11 protein-coding genes are annotated in these 14,929 nt (G+C 51.9%); 9 read left to right on the top strand and 2 right to left on the bottom strand.

What is annotated here, in order from left to right; all coding sequences use genetic code 11:
* The first annotated feature begins 65 nt into the window (after positions 1-65).
* On the top strand, positions 66-470 hold the full coding sequence (locus HW447_RS03560; protein WP_176253955.1) for a DUF6465 family protein: 405 nt from the start codon (positions 66-68) through the stop codon (positions 468-470).
* A gap of 116 nt (positions 471-586) precedes the next feature.
* A complete protein-coding gene (locus tag HW447_RS03555; RefSeq protein WP_176253954.1) occupies positions 587-2,080 on the top strand; it encodes an RsmB/NOP family class I SAM-dependent RNA methyltransferase in 1,494 nt (497 codons plus the stop codon).
* On the opposite strand, the gene HW447_RS03550 is transcribed toward HW447_RS03555, so the two are convergent.
* A complete protein-coding gene (locus tag HW447_RS03550) occupies positions 2,053-2,970 on the bottom strand; it encodes an RluA family pseudouridine synthase (RefSeq protein ID WP_176253953.1) in 918 nt (305 codons plus the stop codon). The genes HW447_RS03555 and HW447_RS03550 overlap by 28 nt on opposite strands.
* A 152-nt stretch (positions 2,971-3,122) precedes the next feature.
* Between HW447_RS03550 and HW447_RS03545 the strand changes: the two genes are divergently transcribed.
* The 4 genes from HW447_RS03545 to HW447_RS03530 all read left to right on the top strand — a co-directional run bounded on the left by HW447_RS03545 (position 3,123) and on the right by HW447_RS03530 (position 9,905).
* A complete protein-coding gene (locus HW447_RS03545) occupies positions 3,123-4,445 on the top strand; it encodes a D-alanyl-D-alanine carboxypeptidase family protein (RefSeq protein ID WP_243176188.1) in 1,323 nt (440 codons plus the stop codon).
* Positions 4,446-4,595: 150 nt separating this feature from the next.
* The gene (locus tag HW447_RS03540; protein ID WP_176253952.1) at positions 4,596-6,878 is read left to right on the top strand and encodes an SH3 domain-containing protein; all 2,283 of its coding nucleotides are present in this window, start codon (positions 4,596-4,598) and stop codon (positions 6,876-6,878) included.
* A gap of 55 nt (positions 6,879-6,933) precedes the next feature.
* Positions 6,934-8,499 carry a cadherin-like beta sandwich domain-containing protein gene (locus tag HW447_RS03535; protein WP_176253951.1) on the top strand — a complete coding sequence of 522 codons (1,566 nt, stop codon included), beginning with the start codon at positions 6,934-6,936 and terminating at the stop codon, positions 8,497-8,499.
* 200 nt (positions 8,500-8,699) lie between these two features.
* Positions 8,700-9,905: an FprA family A-type flavoprotein gene (locus tag HW447_RS03530; protein ID WP_176253950.1), complete on the top strand. Its 1,206-nt coding sequence runs from the start codon at positions 8,700-8,702 to the stop codon at positions 9,903-9,905.
* 114 nt (positions 9,906-10,019) lie between these two features.
* Here the strand turns inward: HW447_RS03530 and asnB are convergent, their stop codons facing one another.
* A complete protein-coding gene (gene asnB, locus HW447_RS03525; protein WP_176253949.1) occupies positions 10,020-11,879 on the bottom strand; it encodes an asparagine synthase (glutamine-hydrolyzing) in 1,860 nt (619 codons plus the stop codon).
* A gap of 249 nt (positions 11,880-12,128) precedes the next feature.
* Here asnB and mobB point away from each other — a divergent pair, with 249 nt between their 5' ends.
* The 3 genes from mobB (at position 12,129) to HW447_RS03510 (ending at position 14,914) form a co-directional block, all read left to right on the top strand.
* Positions 12,129-13,301 (top strand): molybdopterin-guanine dinucleotide biosynthesis protein B, encoded by a 1,173-nt coding sequence (mobB, locus tag HW447_RS03520; RefSeq protein WP_176253948.1) that lies wholly within the window; start codon positions 12,129-12,131, stop codon positions 13,299-13,301.
* A gap of 2 nt (positions 13,302-13,303) precedes the next feature.
* On the top strand, positions 13,304-14,329 hold the full coding sequence (locus HW447_RS03515; RefSeq protein WP_176253947.1) for a threonine aldolase family protein: 1,026 nt from the start codon (positions 13,304-13,306) through the stop codon (positions 14,327-14,329).
* A gap of 198 nt (positions 14,330-14,527) precedes the next feature.
* Entirely contained in the window at positions 14,528-14,914 is a 387-nt protein-coding gene (locus HW447_RS03510; protein WP_176253946.1) for a GntR family transcriptional regulator, read from the top strand.
* Positions 14,915-14,929: the final 15 nt, after the last annotated feature.

Genomic DNA, 14,929 nt, shown 5'->3' with positions numbered 1-14,929 from the left:
AACGGAGGCCGTCTGGCTGGGCAATCGGAAGGATCGGATACAACATCATAGGGAGGTAGGTTATCATGGCAACGAAGAGAACTACAAGGGCAGCATCTACCGCGTCTGCGGCAAAGAAGGCAGTAAGGGAGGCCGCCCCCGCAGCAAAAGAGGTTCTGGCAGCAACGACAGCTACTGTAAAGAAAGCGGCAGAGGAGGCGGTTGAGGAAGTAAAGGCGGCGGCCAAAAAGGCTCCTGTCAAAAGGACTGCAGCAAAGAAAGCCGCTGAGCCAAAGACCAGCGTACATTTTCAGTATAATGGAAAGGATCTGGCTGCGAAGGAAGTTCTGGCAGCTGCAATGGAACACTTTAAAGAGAACCACAAAGATGCAGCGGTCAGAGAATTTGAGCTGTACATCGTAGCAGAGGAGAATGCGGCGTACTATGTTGTAAATGGCGAGCCTTCGGATGACTACAAGATCCTGCTGTAAGAAGCGGCTCTGATATAAAAGGCATTTAAGGACCGGACCCCCAAGGAAAGCGGAGGCCCGGTCTTTTTAACAGGATCGGATGCGCTGCATCCATTTTATATACAGGAGAGAGAAGAATGATAACATTACCGGAAGCTTTTAAGGTGCGTATGAGAGAACTGCTGGGAGAGGAGTATGACCGCTTTGAGGCCAGCTATGAGAAGGAGCGGGTTCAGGGTCTGAGGTTTAACAGCCTAAAATCAGAAGAGGGGAAAGAAGAGGACTGGGAGCAGGGAAGTGTGCCAAAGCTGGCGGCTCTTGTAGAAAAGCGGCTCGGCACGGAACTTTCGCCTGTTTTGTGGGCAAAAGAGGGGTATTATTATGGGGCGGAGGCCAGACCAGGCAAGCATCCCTACCATGAGGCAGGATTATACTATATCCAGGAGCCCAGCGCCATGGCGGTAGTAGAACTCTTGGATCCCAGGCCAGGAGAGCGGGTGCTGGATCTGTGTGCGGCGCCCGGAGGAAAGTCCAGCCATATTGCCTCCCGGCTCAAGGGACAGGGCTTTCTTCTCTCGAATGAGATCCACCCGGCCAGAGCCAGGATCCTTTCTCAGAATATGGAACGGATGGGAGTGAAAAACGGTGTGGTGACCAACGAAGAGCCTGGCAGGCTGGCAGAGTATTTCCCCGAATTTTTTGACCGGATTGTGGTGGATGCCCCCTGCTCCGGGGAAGGGATGTTCCGTAAGGATGAAGAGGCCCGCAGCCAGTGGAGCCCGGATCATGTGAAGATGTGCGCAGCCCGCCAGGGGCAGATTCTGGATCAGGCCGCCAGGATGATACGCCCGGGAGGGAGACTGGTATATTCTACCTGTACCTTTGCACCTGAGGAGAATGAACAGGCGATTCTGGATTTTCTGGAAAGACATGAGGAATTTTCTCTTGAAGATGAGAAGGGATGCGAGAAATTTTCTCGTGGAAAACGGGAATGGGCCGGATTTGGATATGATGAGAAAAAACCACGCGAAGAAAAAGGAGACTATTATCATATAGAGCGGACGTTCCGGCTGCTGCCCCACCGTCTGGAAGGAGAAGGCCATTTTATTGCGGTGTTAAAGCGCAGAGAAGATCCGGGAATGGGAGAACCCCGCAGAAAGTCTCCGGCTTATTTGGAGCATGGGAAGGATCGGGAGGTATTTGCGTGTTTGGAATCGTTCTTAAAGGAAACCTTAAAAGATTGGAAGGTGTGGTTCAAACGCAGGGAATATGTGATGTTTAAGGATCAGCTTTACCTTCTGCCGCCCCAGATGCCTGACTTTAAGGGAATGCGGGTGCTGCGTCCGGGGCTTCATCTGGGAACGGTGAAAAAGAACCGCTTTGAGCCGTCCCATGCCCTTGCGCTGACTCTGCTTCCGGGGGAAGCGAAAAATGTGTATGAGATGGCGTCAGACGGCCGGGAGGTGATCTCTTATTTAAAAGGAGAGGCCCTGGCGTGTCAGCCGGAGCAGCTGACCGGAGCGGAAAAAGGCTGGGTGCTGATGTGCACAGACGGCTGGAGCCTTGGGTGGTGCAAGCTGACAGGAGGGATTTTGAAAAACCATTATCCCAAGGGGCTGCGGTGGATGTAGGGTACAAGAGAGGCCATATCTTCAGGAAGGGGAGCTGTAAAGGAAAGCTCCCTGCCGCTTACGGGGTGGATAAAGTCCAGACGGTAGGAGTGGAGCGGCTGGCGGCTGATCCAGCGGCAGTCGGGGTGGTAGAGAAAGTCTCCCGGCAGAGGATGGCCTATGGAGGCCATATGAACCCGGATCTGATGGGTTCGTCCTGTTTCCAGGCTGAGGCGGATATAGGACAGATCCCGTTTTTCATCATAGGAGAGCCGCCAGAAATGGGTTCTGGCTGCTTCGCCTTCCTCCCAGTCGATTCTGCGCAGAACCGTAGAGCCGGGGGCGCGTCCAATGGGCTGGTCTATTAAACCGTATTCCGGTGTCTGGCCGCAGACAATGGCCCTGTATTCCCGGTGAATCTGACGTTTTACCATCTGATCGGAGAGAACACAGGCGCTGAGCATATGCTTGGCGATGATCAGCAGGCCGGAGGTATCTCTGTCCAGCCGGTTAATAGCCCGGTAGACAAAGGATTCCCCCAAGCTCTGATAGTACCAGGCCACAGCGTTTGCCAGAGTATTTTCAAAATGGCCCTGGGAAGGATGAATGGGCATACCGGGGGCTTTGTTTACTACCAGGATATCCTCGTCTTCATACGCAATGGAGAGAGGAAGCCTGGTGGGAACGATATGCTCCGAGTTTTCTTCCTCCTTTAGGGTGACAAGAAGTATTTCTCCTGGTTTTAGCATATGGCTGGTATAGGCTGTTTCCTTGCCTATGGAAAGTCCCAGAGGGGTATTCCTCAGATGAACTACCAGGCGATGGGAATAGCCTTTTTTTCGCAGGAACTGTTCTACGGTCTGACCTGCGTCTTCGGGGGAAATGAGATAGGAAAGCTGTTTTTTGATCATGATATGCCAACCTTTCTTTATTTCAAAAACATTTGCAGCCTGTCTTTGTTTCTGGCTGGTATCATCATACCAGAAGGTGTGTTCCTGCGCAAGAATATTACAGGCTCTTTGTGAATAGGATAGGAGGAAGAAAATGGGGCAAAGATGGGAACATGAGTATGGAAAGGGGAGAAAAGACAGGAAAAAAACGGGTGAGACAGGTGCTGGCAGCACTGTGTCTTGCAGGGCAGCTGGGCCTGTGTCTGCATCTTGCCGGGGATATGGGGCCGGATGGGAAGTTCTTAAAAGAAACGGCCGCCCCGGTGGTTCCTGTATCCCAAACACAGAGCGTTTCTGCAGAGCTGAAGCTTTATTCCCAGTCCGCGGTTCTTATGGACGGCTCCAATGGGCGGATTCTTTATGGCAAGAATGAGCGCCTCAGCCGGCCCATGGCCAGCACAACCAAGATTATGACCTGTATTCTGGCTCTGGAGGCAGGAAACACAGATGCGTGGTTTGAGGCTTCCAAAAAAGCTGCTTCCCAGCCGCAGGTGCGCATGGGAGTGAAAGCGGGGGAGTCTTATCTTTTGAAGGATCTTCTTTACGCCCTGATGCTGGAATCCTACAACGATGCCGCGGTGATGATTGCTGAGGGGATTGCAGGTTCTGTGGAGGAGTTTGCGGTAAGGATGAACGAAAAGGCCCACCAGATTGGCTGCCGGGATACCTGGTTTATCACCCCCAACGGACTGGACGGCAGGGAGAAGGATCGTGAGGGAAAGGAGAATATTCACTCCACAACGGCAGCCGATCTGGCCCTGATCCTGCGGTATTGTGTAACTCAATCTCCGAAGCGGGAGGAATTTCTTGCCATCACCGGCGCAGGAGACCACTATTTTACGGATCAGTCGGGAAAACGCTCCTTCTCCTGCCGCAACCACAATGCTCTTTTGACTATGATGGACGGGGCGCTGACAGGGAAGACCGGTTTTACGGGGGGAGCGGGCTATTGTTATACGGGAGCATTAAAAAAGGAAGAAAGACTTTATATCATAGCCCTGTTAGGCTGTGGCTGGCCTCCTCACAAGACCTATAAATGGAGTGATGCCAGAACGCTTTTTAACTATGGCATACAGGAATATGAGCTTACGGACATTTTTATGAGGGAACCAGATCAGACGGTCAGGACAGAGAACGGGATCTGCTGGGGAGAAAACAAAGAGGGGATCGTAAAGGCCGTTATGGCAGAAAAGGAGCAGGACAGCCGCTTGGTGGTTCTTTTAAGCAAAGAAGAGCAGGAAAACGTAAAACGCCGTGTGTTTCTTCCGGACTGCCTTACAGCACCGGTAAAAAAGGGAGATCTAATCGGCCGGGTGGAGTATACTCTGGGCGATGAGAAACTGGGGGAATACGGCCTCTTTGCGGACCGGGATATTCTGCCCCTTACCCTGCCTGCAGCCTGGGCGCATCTTCTTGGGGGTTTTTTCATTTTTTAAGCTTTTCTTACGATTCATTTGGGGATGTGTGAACTTTTTGTGTGGCAGTTGACACAGGGCGATATTTGTCATTATAATAGAGAAAATGCCATAGAAGGTCTGTTTTTAGCTGTTCCTTTATGGAAAACATGACAGGAGATACATATACACATGAAGGTAAAAAAATACAAAAGGGGTCTGGCGGTGATGCTGGGCCTGGCTCTGGCTGTCCAGCTTCCTGGCTCTGTCCCCTTCCATATGCTGGATTCCTATGCTTATACGGGAGCTGCCACGGTAAAGGCGTCCTCTCTCAATGTCCGCAGCGGCGCAGGAACGGGCTATCAGGCCGTAGGACGTCTGGCGGCGGGCGCTTCCATTCAGATTCTTGGAGAACAGACCGGCACAGACGGAAATACCTGGTATCAAATCCGCTTTTCCGGTACAGGGGGGGCGCAGCAGACGGGATATGTGTCAGCCGCATACATTCGCCTTCCTGTGTCGTATACCACAGATGCAGCATTTGAGGCAAAGCTGAGTTCAGAAGGGTTCCCGGAGAGCTACAAAGACGGACTGCGGCAGCTCCATGCCCAGTATCCAAACTGGATCTTTAAGGCAAAAAAGACGGGGCTTGACTGGAGCACCGTCATTGAAAATGAGGCTCTTCTGGGAAGAAATCTGGTGTCGTCCGGCAGTATTTCCTCCTGGAAATCCGTTGAAAGCGGCGCCTATAACTGGGATAACAGTACCTGGACCGGCTTTGACGGCAGCAACTGGGTCGCAGCGTCAGAGGATATTATACGCTACTATATGGATCCCAGAAATTTCCTGGATGATACCTATGTTTTCCAGTTTCTTTCCCATGAGTATAACTCTGGTACCCAGACCAGAGAGGGGCTGTCAAAGATGGTAGAGGGGAGTTTCCTTTCCGGTACGACCAGTTCCACTGGGTCGGGAAACACAGACAGCGGATCGGGAACCTCCTCTTCTTCCGGCAGCAGTGTTTCAAAAGACGGTCCGGGAGGCAGTTCGGGCAGTGATGAGGATGCAGAATACGGCCCCGGCGTAACGGGGAAAACAGGGGGCAGCTCCTCCGGCGGGACGGGGAATGTCAGCCTGGAGGCCCCCCACGCCTCCGTTACTCCAAGGGAACATAATCTGGTTATGTCAAGTGTAAGTGTAGGGCAGGCGCCGGGAGCAGGCAGTTCTAATACGGGAACACAGTCTCAGGGGCCTTCAGGTTCCGGCTTGGAGACACAGTCTGCAGGCGCTTCTGCTTCTGGCAGCAGCACTTCCGGCGGTCCGGGAACTGTTTCTGGAACCAGCGGGGGCGATTCAAGCGTAAGTGTAGGCCAGGCTCCGGGGACAAACGCCTCCTCAAACGGCCAGACCTCTGGCCCTGGAGAGGGAAGTACCGTTTCGGGAAATAGCGGCCCTGGGGGAGGAACCAGCGGTCAGACATCGGATTCCTCCGGCGGCAGTCAGACCACAGCGCCTGGTTCCAACCGCTCTTATATAGACATTATTATGGATGCGGCATCGCAGTCTGGTGTCAGCCCCTACGTTCTGGCGGCCATGATCCTTCAGGAGCAGGGAACGGGCGGCACCTCCCCGCTGATTTCCGGAAAATATTCCGGCTACGAGGGATACTATAACTTTTTTAATGTAGAAGCCTATCAGTCCGGCTCCATGTCAGCCATCCAGACGGGCCTTCGCTATGCCTCCCAGTCCGGCTCCTACGGCCGTCCCTGGAATACAGTAGAAAAATCTATTATCGGCGGTGCTAAGAACTATGGGGATAACTATGTAAAGGCCGGCCAGAATACGTTTTACTTAAAAAAATTCAATGTACAGGGTTCCAATCTGTACAAGCATCAGTATATGACCAATATTCAGGGAGCGGCCTCCGAGGCGGAGCGCCTGTCAAAGGCCTACAGCAGCGTAAAGGATTCGGCCCTGGAATTTGAGATCCCCATATACAACAATATGCCGGAGACGGCCTGTGTGGCCCCGGTGGGAGACGGAAGTCCCAACAATAAGCTCTCCACCCTGACGGCAGAAGGCTACAGCCTCACGCCTTCCTTTGGAAAGGATACAGAAAGCTACAGCCTGATCGTGGATACCTCGGTTTCCAGTATACAGGTCAATGCCCAGGCAGCCGATTCCAAGGCAACGGTATCCGGAGCTGGAAACATCGCGCTGACGGGAAGCTCCGTGGATATTGCCGTCACAGTTACCGCTGAAAACGGCAGCACAAGAACGTACACGATCCATGTGGCAAAACAGGACGGCGGCCCCATTTCATCCGGGGGAGGAGGCTCTTCTGACTCCTCAGGAGGAAGTGAAAACGCTTCCAGCCCGGCAGGACCGGGCGCCTCCGGCGGACCGGGCAGCACCCAAAGCAGCGGCAGCACCCCCGGCGGCAGCAATGTGACCATTGTGGGCGTAAGCCCGTAAGGGCCGCCGCGGGGCGTCTGCCGGATATGAATAAGAACAGAAAGCAGGAATGAAAATGATAAAAGGAATGAAACAGAAAGCGGCGGCATTACTGTTTATATGCGTAATGGCTGTGCTGCTTCCATGGTACGCAATGACCGCCTATGCAGCAACCGGGCGGATCGCGTTTTCTGACCCTTCCGCAGCGGTAGGAAGCGAATTTACCGTAAAGATGAAGGTGACCGGCAGCGAGGCCCTGTCTACAGCGGATATTATGCTGTCATATGACTCGGCGAGTCTGGAATTTGTAAGCGGAACCGACGCCGACGGCGGCAACGGAGCTGTCAGGGTTCATGGGGATGCCGGAGCAAACGGCCAGACCACCCTGTCCTATGAACTGACCTTTAAGGCGCTGACAGCGGGAACTTCCCAGATCACAGTCAAGGATCAGGAAGTCTATGACAGCAACTCCAAGCTGGTGACAATTGACCAGCAGGGGCAGTCAAAGGTCACGGTGGCGGCAGCGGCAGGCACCTCCAAGGATGCCTCATTAAAATCCCTTCAGGTATCACCGGGCACGCTGTCACCGGAGTTCTCTGCAGATGTAGATACCTACGCGGTAACAGTGGGAACGGACGTGGATAAGCTGGTAGTCAGCGCCGAGCCTGCTGACAGCAGCGCGGCTACCTCTGTATCCGGAGATGAGGGACTGCAGATGGGAGAAAACCGCGTTACTGTAAAGGTAACAGCTCAGGACGGTGAGACAACAAAAGAATATACCATCGTAGTGACCAAGGAAGAAGGCGGAGCAAGTGCAGACTCCACAACTCCTGCTGAGCAGAAATCCTTTGAGATGAATGTCTCAAAGCGCACCTTTACCGTCATGGAGCCGGATGATACGGTGGAAGTGCCTGAAGGCCTGGTTCCAACCACGATTACGATCGACGGCAATAAGGTGACTGGCTGGGTAGCAGAGGGAGATACGGATCCGCAGTACTGTGTGATCTACGCTATGAACGAATCCGGCGAAAAGGGCCTGTACCGTTATGACGTAAAGAGCAGTGAGCGCACCATTCAGCGGTATTTCACGGACAGCGGTTCCCAGGAAGTGTCAGCCGACGTATACAACCAGCTGGCAGCGCAGTACGACTCGTTAAGAAAAGACTACAATCTGTTCCGCACGCTGCTGATTGCGGTGATCGTAATCGCTCTGATTCTGGTAGTGCTTTTGATTCTTTCCGCAGCAGGAAAGAAGGACAGGCGCACAAAAGAGAGAGTGTCTGGCCGGAAGAAGCCTGCAGAAAAGAGAGATAAAGAGGACGAAAAGGCAGATGAAGTCTGGGAAACAGAGGAGGCCGGCGAAGAACCGGAGGATATGACGGACTTTAAGGAAGAGACAGAAGAACCGGCATATTCCGGGGAAACCTTTGATTCTTACGAAGAAGAGAACGGGGAGAGCGCTCAGGAGGAAGAGTCGGAGCTCACCTTCGTGGATTTTTCGGAAGATAAAGATGAGAATGTGGTATACACAGAACCTGCTTTCCCGGAGCCGGAAGAAGAGACGGTTCACAAATCCCGTCAAAAAGAACAGGAAAGCTCCTCTAAAAATAACAGCGACGATTTTGAGATTTTTGATCTGTAGGATCTTCCCCCGGAGCCTGGGATATTTCCCGGCGCTCCGGGGGTTCTTTGCATTTTGGGCTGAAAAAGCTGCCGGATTCCGGTTTGAAATGCGTTGTGTTTGTCAAATAATACAGTGACATTTTAAAAAAAATATGCTATACTGTCTACGGTAAAAATCATGGGAATTTTAACGAATTATTTTGGAAAGGAAGATAAAAGATGTACTGCGTTAAGAAGATTAAAGATGATTTGTTCTGGGTAGGCGGGACGGACCGCCGTCTTGCTTTATTTGAAAATGCGTACCCTATTCCCAGAGGAGTTTCCTACAATGCATACGTTTTAAAGGATGAAAAAACTGTCCTTTTTGATACGGTAGACTGGGCTGTTAGCAGCCAGCTTTTCGAGAATCTGGAGGCAGTGTTAGGAGGACGCGCTCTGGATTATGTGATCGTGAACCATATGGAGCCTGACCATTGTGCTACTCTGGAAGATGTGGTAAGACGTTATCCGGAAGTAAAGGTTGTGTGCAACGCAAAGACCGTTGACATCATCAAGCAGTTCTTCGATTTTGATATTGATTCCAGAGCCGTGATCGTTAAGGAGAATGATACGTTCTGCACCGGAAAGCACACATATACCTTTGTGATGGCTCCCATGGTGCACTGGCCGGAGGTTATGGTCACCTACGACACCACAGATAAGATCCTGTTCTCTGCTGACGCGTTCGGCACCTTCGGAGCTATGAACGGCAACCTTTTTGCAGATGAGGTAAACTTTGAACGTGACTGGCTGGATGATGCCAGAAGATATTATACGAACATTGTTGGAAAATACGGCGCGTCCGTACAGACGCTTTTAAAGAAGGCTGCCGGACTGGATATCCAGATGATATGCCCGCTTCACGGACCTGTATGGCGTGAAAATATAGGCTGGTATGTAGATAAATACCTGACCTGGAGCAGCTATGCCCCCGAAGAGAAGGCTGTTATGATCGCCTATGGTTCAATCTATGGAAATACAGAGAATGCGGCCAATATTCTGGCCTGCAGGCTGGCTGACCGAGGCATCTGCAACATTGCCGTATATGATGTTTCCTCCACGCACCCGTCTGTCATGGTAGCTGAGGCGTTCCGCTGCAGCCATCTGGTATTTGCCTCCGCAACCTACAACGGCGGTATTTTTACCAGCATGGAGCGGGTGTTAAGCGACTTAAAGGCCCACGCTCTTCAGAACCGCACAGTGGCAGTGATAGAAAACGGTTCCTGGGGCATGGTAGCTGCCAGACAGATGAAGGACATGATCGCAGGCATGAAGAATATGGAGATTCTTGAGCCTACCGTTAGCATTAAGTCCTCTTTAAAAGCAGGTCAGGAAGCAGACATTGAAGCGCTGGCTGACGCTATTGCAGCATCCCTTGCTTTATAACAGGTTCTGATATTCCCCTCTTATTTTGGAAGGAACGCAGTATGGAAAATCCCTGCGTTTCTCTTAAAAAGAGGGGATTTTTTTCTGATATCTCTGGGGAAGGACAGATTCAGATCAGGAAATAAGGGTTTTTATGCCATAATGTGACAGCCAGAAATTGACCTGCAGAATATATGCCATCATCTGAGGCCCGGCCATCAGCTGTCCGTACCAGGGTTTGCCGTAATCAGAGGGGGACTTAAGAAAGGTTTCCACCTTCTTCTGATCCAGAAATTCCATCACAGGCGCACTGGGATCACGGATCAGCTCACGGATCTGGCCGGCCAGAAGAACCTCATATTTTTTATCGTAGGTTTTGGGATAGGGAGATTTTTTTCGCCACAGCACTTCCTCTGGCAGAAGTCCTTTTGCCGCATGGCGCAAAAGTCCCTTGGCCACGCCGTCCTTTGCCTTCATTTCCCAGGGAACATTCCAGAGATATTCTATGATCCGATGGTCGGCAAAAGGCACCCTGGCTTCCAGGCCGCAGTACATACTGGTCCGGTCCATCCGCTCTAAAAGGGTTCTCATAAACCAGTTTAGGTTCAGCCATGAGATTTCTCTGCGTCTGGCCTCCAAAGGCGTATCCTCCGGGCACCGGGGAGTCCGGGCCAGGGAATGCTCATAGGCGTTCTTTACATATTCGTCCATGTGGAGTACAGCCAGAAAATCATCCTTTAAAAGCAGCTTTCTGGGTGCAAGATCCATGGTCCAGGGGAAGGTATTGGCCCTGAGACAGGATTCTTTGTGAAACCAGGGATAGCCTCCGAAGATCTCGTCGGCACATTCTCCCGTAAGGGCCACCTTGCAGTGATCTTTTACCATGGAGCAGAACTGGAGCAGGGACGAGTCAATATCTCCCATGGCGGGCAGGTCATGAGCCAGCACCGAATCAGACAGCCGTTTTTCCAGAGTCAGACTGCCGCATTCCAGGAAGTGATGATCTGTTTTCAGATAGTCTGCCATTTCCTCCGCATAGGGCCGGTCTCTGGTGGGCTGAAAATCGTTTGAGCGGAAATACAGGTCATTGCCTGTAAAATCAAAGGAAAAGGTGGTAAATTTTCTTCCGTTCTTCCTGAGCTCTGCGGCACAGACTGCGGATACCAGACTGGAGTCCAGGCCGCCGGAGAGAAAGGCGCAGATGGGGACGTCGGAGACCATCTGACGCCGGATGGAGTCAGTGACGAGAAAGGCTGTCTTTTCCACGGTCTGTTCCCAGGAGTCTGTATGAGGACGGCTTTCCAGTTTCCAGTAGGTCTCCTCACAAAGCCCGCTGGAATTGACCGTAAGGAAATGCCCCGGCCGCACCTCGCGAATATCTTTTAATACACCGCAGCAGTCGGTTCTTGCAGGTCCAAGGGAAAAGATCTCATTGGCCCCGGCGATATCCAGCCTGGGGCTGATTTCCGGCAGGGCAAATAGAGCCTTTAATTCAGAGCCGAAAATGACTTCACCCTCATGGGTTACGGTATAAAACAGGGGCTTTACTCCCACCCGATCCCGAAAAAGAAACAGGGTCTGGCAGGAGGTGTCGGCGATGGCAATGGCGAAAATGCCGTTTAGGCGTTTTACGAAATCGGTTCCGTATTCCATGTACCCCTCCAGGATCACCTCTGTGTCGCTGGAAGTCTTAAAGCGGCAGCCTCTTGAAAGCAGATCCTTTTTAATTTCCTTTGTATTGTAAAGCTCCCCATTGTAGGCAATGGCACAGAAGCCATCCTTATAAGCGTTTGCCATGGGCTGTCTGCCCCCTTCGGGGTCGATGATGGAAAGACGGCGGTGGGACAGTCCCATAAAGTTTCCAAGCCATATCCCCTCATCATCCGGCCCTCTCCGCTTTACGGCAGCGCCCATAGCGCTGAGCCGCTCCTTAAACCTGAGGCTGTTATTCTGATAGATCCCTTTCGGATGAAAAAATCCTGCAATTCCGCACATAATCCGTCCTCCCGGTGTGAAACGGATACCCTCCATCCAAAGCCGCGGATGGAAAGCACATAATCTCAATGATTATGATATGCGCATGGCGGATACCATGTGTCAAAAAACAAAACAGACAGAAAATTCATGCCGGGATTGATTTTGGCCCCATAAACTGGTATGCTTACCATCAGCAGCAAAAGAGGAACACCACCGACAGATGTCTTTTGGCATCTGGCTGTGCTTATGGTGAAGGAGAATGAGAAGATGACAATGGAATGGGGCTGCGTCCTTTTAAAGGGCGGAAGCGGAAGCCGCATGGGAAACCAGGATAAATCAAAGCTGCTCTGGCAGGGGGAGACCTTTGGAAGCCGGATTCAAAGAGAACTTAAGGCCCTTGGAAAGCCATGTTTTGTTTCGGAGGCGGAGGGGGAGGCAGAGGGCATGGGCTCCTGGCCGTCTATTCCAGACAGGATAAGCCAGCTTTCCCTTTTTACTCCCGCAGGCCCTATGGGAGGCATCTGGTCTTGCCTGCGGGAGTGCTGCGGGGAGAGGGAGTCTTTGAACGGCCTTTTTTTCGTTCCGTGCGATATGCCCTTTTTCCGGAGGGAAATGGCTCTGTATCTGGCAAAGGCCTGTAAAGAAGAGGATGCTGTGGTCTGGCGCACCAGAGACGGACGGCTTCATCCCGTCTGTGCTTTTTACAGCAAAAGGGCCATTCCTGTTCTGGAAGAAAGGCTGAAGGCAGGGCACTTTCGGATGGGAGAGTTTCTTGACCGGCTGAATGTCCGTATCCTGGATACCCACACTGTACATATCCCAGACAGCTGGTTTTCCAATGTCAACAGCCCCAAAGCCTATGAAAACCTGAAGGTAAGAGAGACCCCGCCTGTCCTGGCTGTCAGCGGACGAAAAAATACAGGAAAGACGGCGCTTGCGGAGGCGATTGTAAAAGAACTTTCCCGTCGGGGCTTAAAAACAGCCGTGATCAAACACGACGGCCACGATTTTATCCCTGACGTCCCCGGCACGGACAGCTATCGTATGAAAGCTGCCGGAGCCTGTGGGACGGCGGTCTATTCTGACCGTCGGTTCAGCGTCATAAAAGAAGAAAAAAAGGAAGTCCATGACTTCTTTTCATTCTTTCCGGAAGCAGACCTGATCCTTTTAGAAGGACAGAAATATTCCGCTTATCCAAAGCTTGAGACGCTGCGAAGCGCAATCTCTGTCCAGCCGGTATGCAGGCCGGAGACGGTGCTGGCCTATGTGGCTGACTGGGCAGATGAAAAGAAAGGAAATATTTGGAACATCAATAGACAGGACGCTTCCGCAGGGCCTGAAGCGCCTCCGGTTTTGGGGTTTAAAGACATGGATTTTATTCTGGAGCTTGTCATAGGCTTTATGGACCGTCCGGCACAAAAAAATAAAAAGGAGAGATAGTCATGCTGTCATTTGAAAGCGATTATACAGAAGGGGCCCATGAGGCCATTTTAAAACGTTTGGTGGAAACAAACAGGGAGCAGACGCCGGGATACGGAGCGGATCCCTACTGTGAAGCGGCGAAGGCAAAGATCGCCGCTGCCTGCCGCTGCCCGGAGGCAGATATCTATTTTCTTACCGGAGGCACCCAGACCAATCAGACGGTGATTGATTCCCTTTTAGAGAATTACGAAGGCGTAGTGGCGGCAGAGAGCGGCCATGTAAACGTCCATGAGGCCGGGGCCATTGAGCTTACGGGCCACAAAGTTCTGGCCCTTGCTCAAAAGGAGGGGAAACTTGCGGCGGAAACTGTAAGCGCCTATCTGAAAGCCTTTTATGAAGACGGCAGCCATGAGCATATGGTGTTTCCCGGTATGGTCTATATTTCCCATCCTACGGAACTTGGAACTCTTTACACGAAGGCAGAGCTTGCGGCTCTCTCCAGGGTCTGCGGCGAATATAAGATTCCTCTCTATTTAGATGGGGCCCGCCTGGGCTATGGCCTTATGAGCCTGGATACGGATGTGACACTGGAGGATATCGCCCGTTTCTGCGACGTATTTTACATTGGAGGAACCAAGGTGGGAGCGCTGTTTGGGGAGGCGGTGGTATTTACAAAAAATAACGCGCCCAGACAGTTTGTCACTCAGATCAAGCAGCACGGAGCCCTGCTTGCAAAGGGACGCCTCCTGGGGCTGCAGTTTGACACCCTGTTTACGGACGGGCTTTATTTTACCATCAGCCGCCAGGCTATCCTCATGGCAGACCGGCTGAAAAAAGGCCTGAAGGAAAAGAAAATCCCGTTCCTCATTGATTCCCCTACCAACCAGCAGTTTGCAGTCCTTGAAAATGATACCCTCAGACGTCTGAGCTTCCAGGTGGGCTTTAGTGTATGGGAGCCGGTGGATGAAAACCATACCGCAGTGCGCTTTGCCACCAGCTGGGCTACCACCGCAGAGATGGTAGACCAGCTGGTGGCAAAGCTGTAGCAAAATTTCACAGCCACAGCAATGTATGGATTCGTCAGGAAATAATCTCCGGTTTCGGGAGGTTCTTGACGGATCTTCATTTCCCTGTTATAGTAATAGCATCAGGTGTTATATTGCCTGTAGAACAGATATAACGTTGGTGCTCAGACTGCGGTAGTCTGTTCCGGTATGAGTCATAGAACGAAAGATGGTGTGCGTATGGTATTAAAGATTGATTTTAACAGCGACGAGGCGATTTATATTCAGCTTCGCAATCAGATCATTATGGGTATCGCTACGGATGTGATACGGGAAGGGGATACCCTGCCCTCGGTGCGGCAGATGGCCGATCACATTGGCATCAATATGCATACAGTAAATAAGGCATATTCCGTTCTGCGGCAGGAGGGCTTTGTAAAGCTGGACCGGAGAAGAGGCGCGGTGGTTTCCCTGGATGTGGATAAGATCCAGGCCATCGAAGAGATGCGCCAGAACCTGGACGTGGTGCTGGCCTGCGGCATCTGCAGGGATATTTCCCGGAATGAGGTCCATCAGCTGGTAGACGAGATTTATGACAGATACACAAGGCCTTCTGTGAGCAGGTAAGGCCTGTGAATGGGC

The organism is Enterocloster alcoholdehydrogenati, from assembly GCF_013282095.1.
Classification (GTDB): Bacteria; Bacillota; Clostridia; order Lachnospirales; family Lachnospiraceae; genus Enterocloster; species Enterocloster alcoholdehydrogenati.
This window is presented reverse-complemented; position numbering and strand designations above follow the sequence as displayed.

What these genes read in the sequence shown, in the direction of transcription:
- asnB (WP_176253949.1), bottom strand. Translation starts at nt 11,879, where the DNA reads ATGTGCGGAATTGCAGGATTTTTTCATCCGAAAGGGATCTATCAGAAT.
- HW447_RS03545 (WP_243176188.1), top strand. Translation starts at nt 3,123, where the DNA reads ATGAGTATGGAAAGGGGAGAAAAGACAGGAAAAAAACGGGTGAGACAG.
- HW447_RS03535 (WP_176253951.1), top strand. Translation starts at nt 6,934, where the DNA reads ATGATAAAAGGAATGAAACAGAAAGCGGCGGCATTACTGTTTATATGC.
- HW447_RS03555 (WP_176253954.1), top strand. Translation starts at nt 587, where the DNA reads ATGATAACATTACCGGAAGCTTTTAAGGTGCGTATGAGAGAACTGCTG.
- HW447_RS03560 (WP_176253955.1), top strand. Translation starts at nt 66, where the DNA reads ATGGCAACGAAGAGAACTACAAGGGCAGCATCTACCGCGTCTGCGGCA.
- HW447_RS03510 (WP_176253946.1), top strand. Translation starts at nt 14,528, where the DNA reads ATGGTATTAAAGATTGATTTTAACAGCGACGAGGCGATTTATATTCAG.
- HW447_RS03530 (WP_176253950.1), top strand. Translation starts at nt 8,700, where the DNA reads ATGTACTGCGTTAAGAAGATTAAAGATGATTTGTTCTGGGTAGGCGGG.
- HW447_RS03515 (WP_176253947.1), top strand. Translation starts at nt 13,304, where the DNA reads ATGCTGTCATTTGAAAGCGATTATACAGAAGGGGCCCATGAGGCCATT.
- HW447_RS03550 (WP_176253953.1), bottom strand. Translation starts at nt 2,970, where the DNA reads ATGATCAAAAAACAGCTTTCCTATCTCATTTCCCCCGAAGACGCAGGT.
- HW447_RS03540 (WP_176253952.1), top strand. Translation starts at nt 4,596, where the DNA reads ATGAAGGTAAAAAAATACAAAAGGGGTCTGGCGGTGATGCTGGGCCTG.
- mobB (WP_176253948.1), top strand. Translation starts at nt 12,129, where the DNA reads ATGACAATGGAATGGGGCTGCGTCCTTTTAAAGGGCGGAAGCGGAAGC.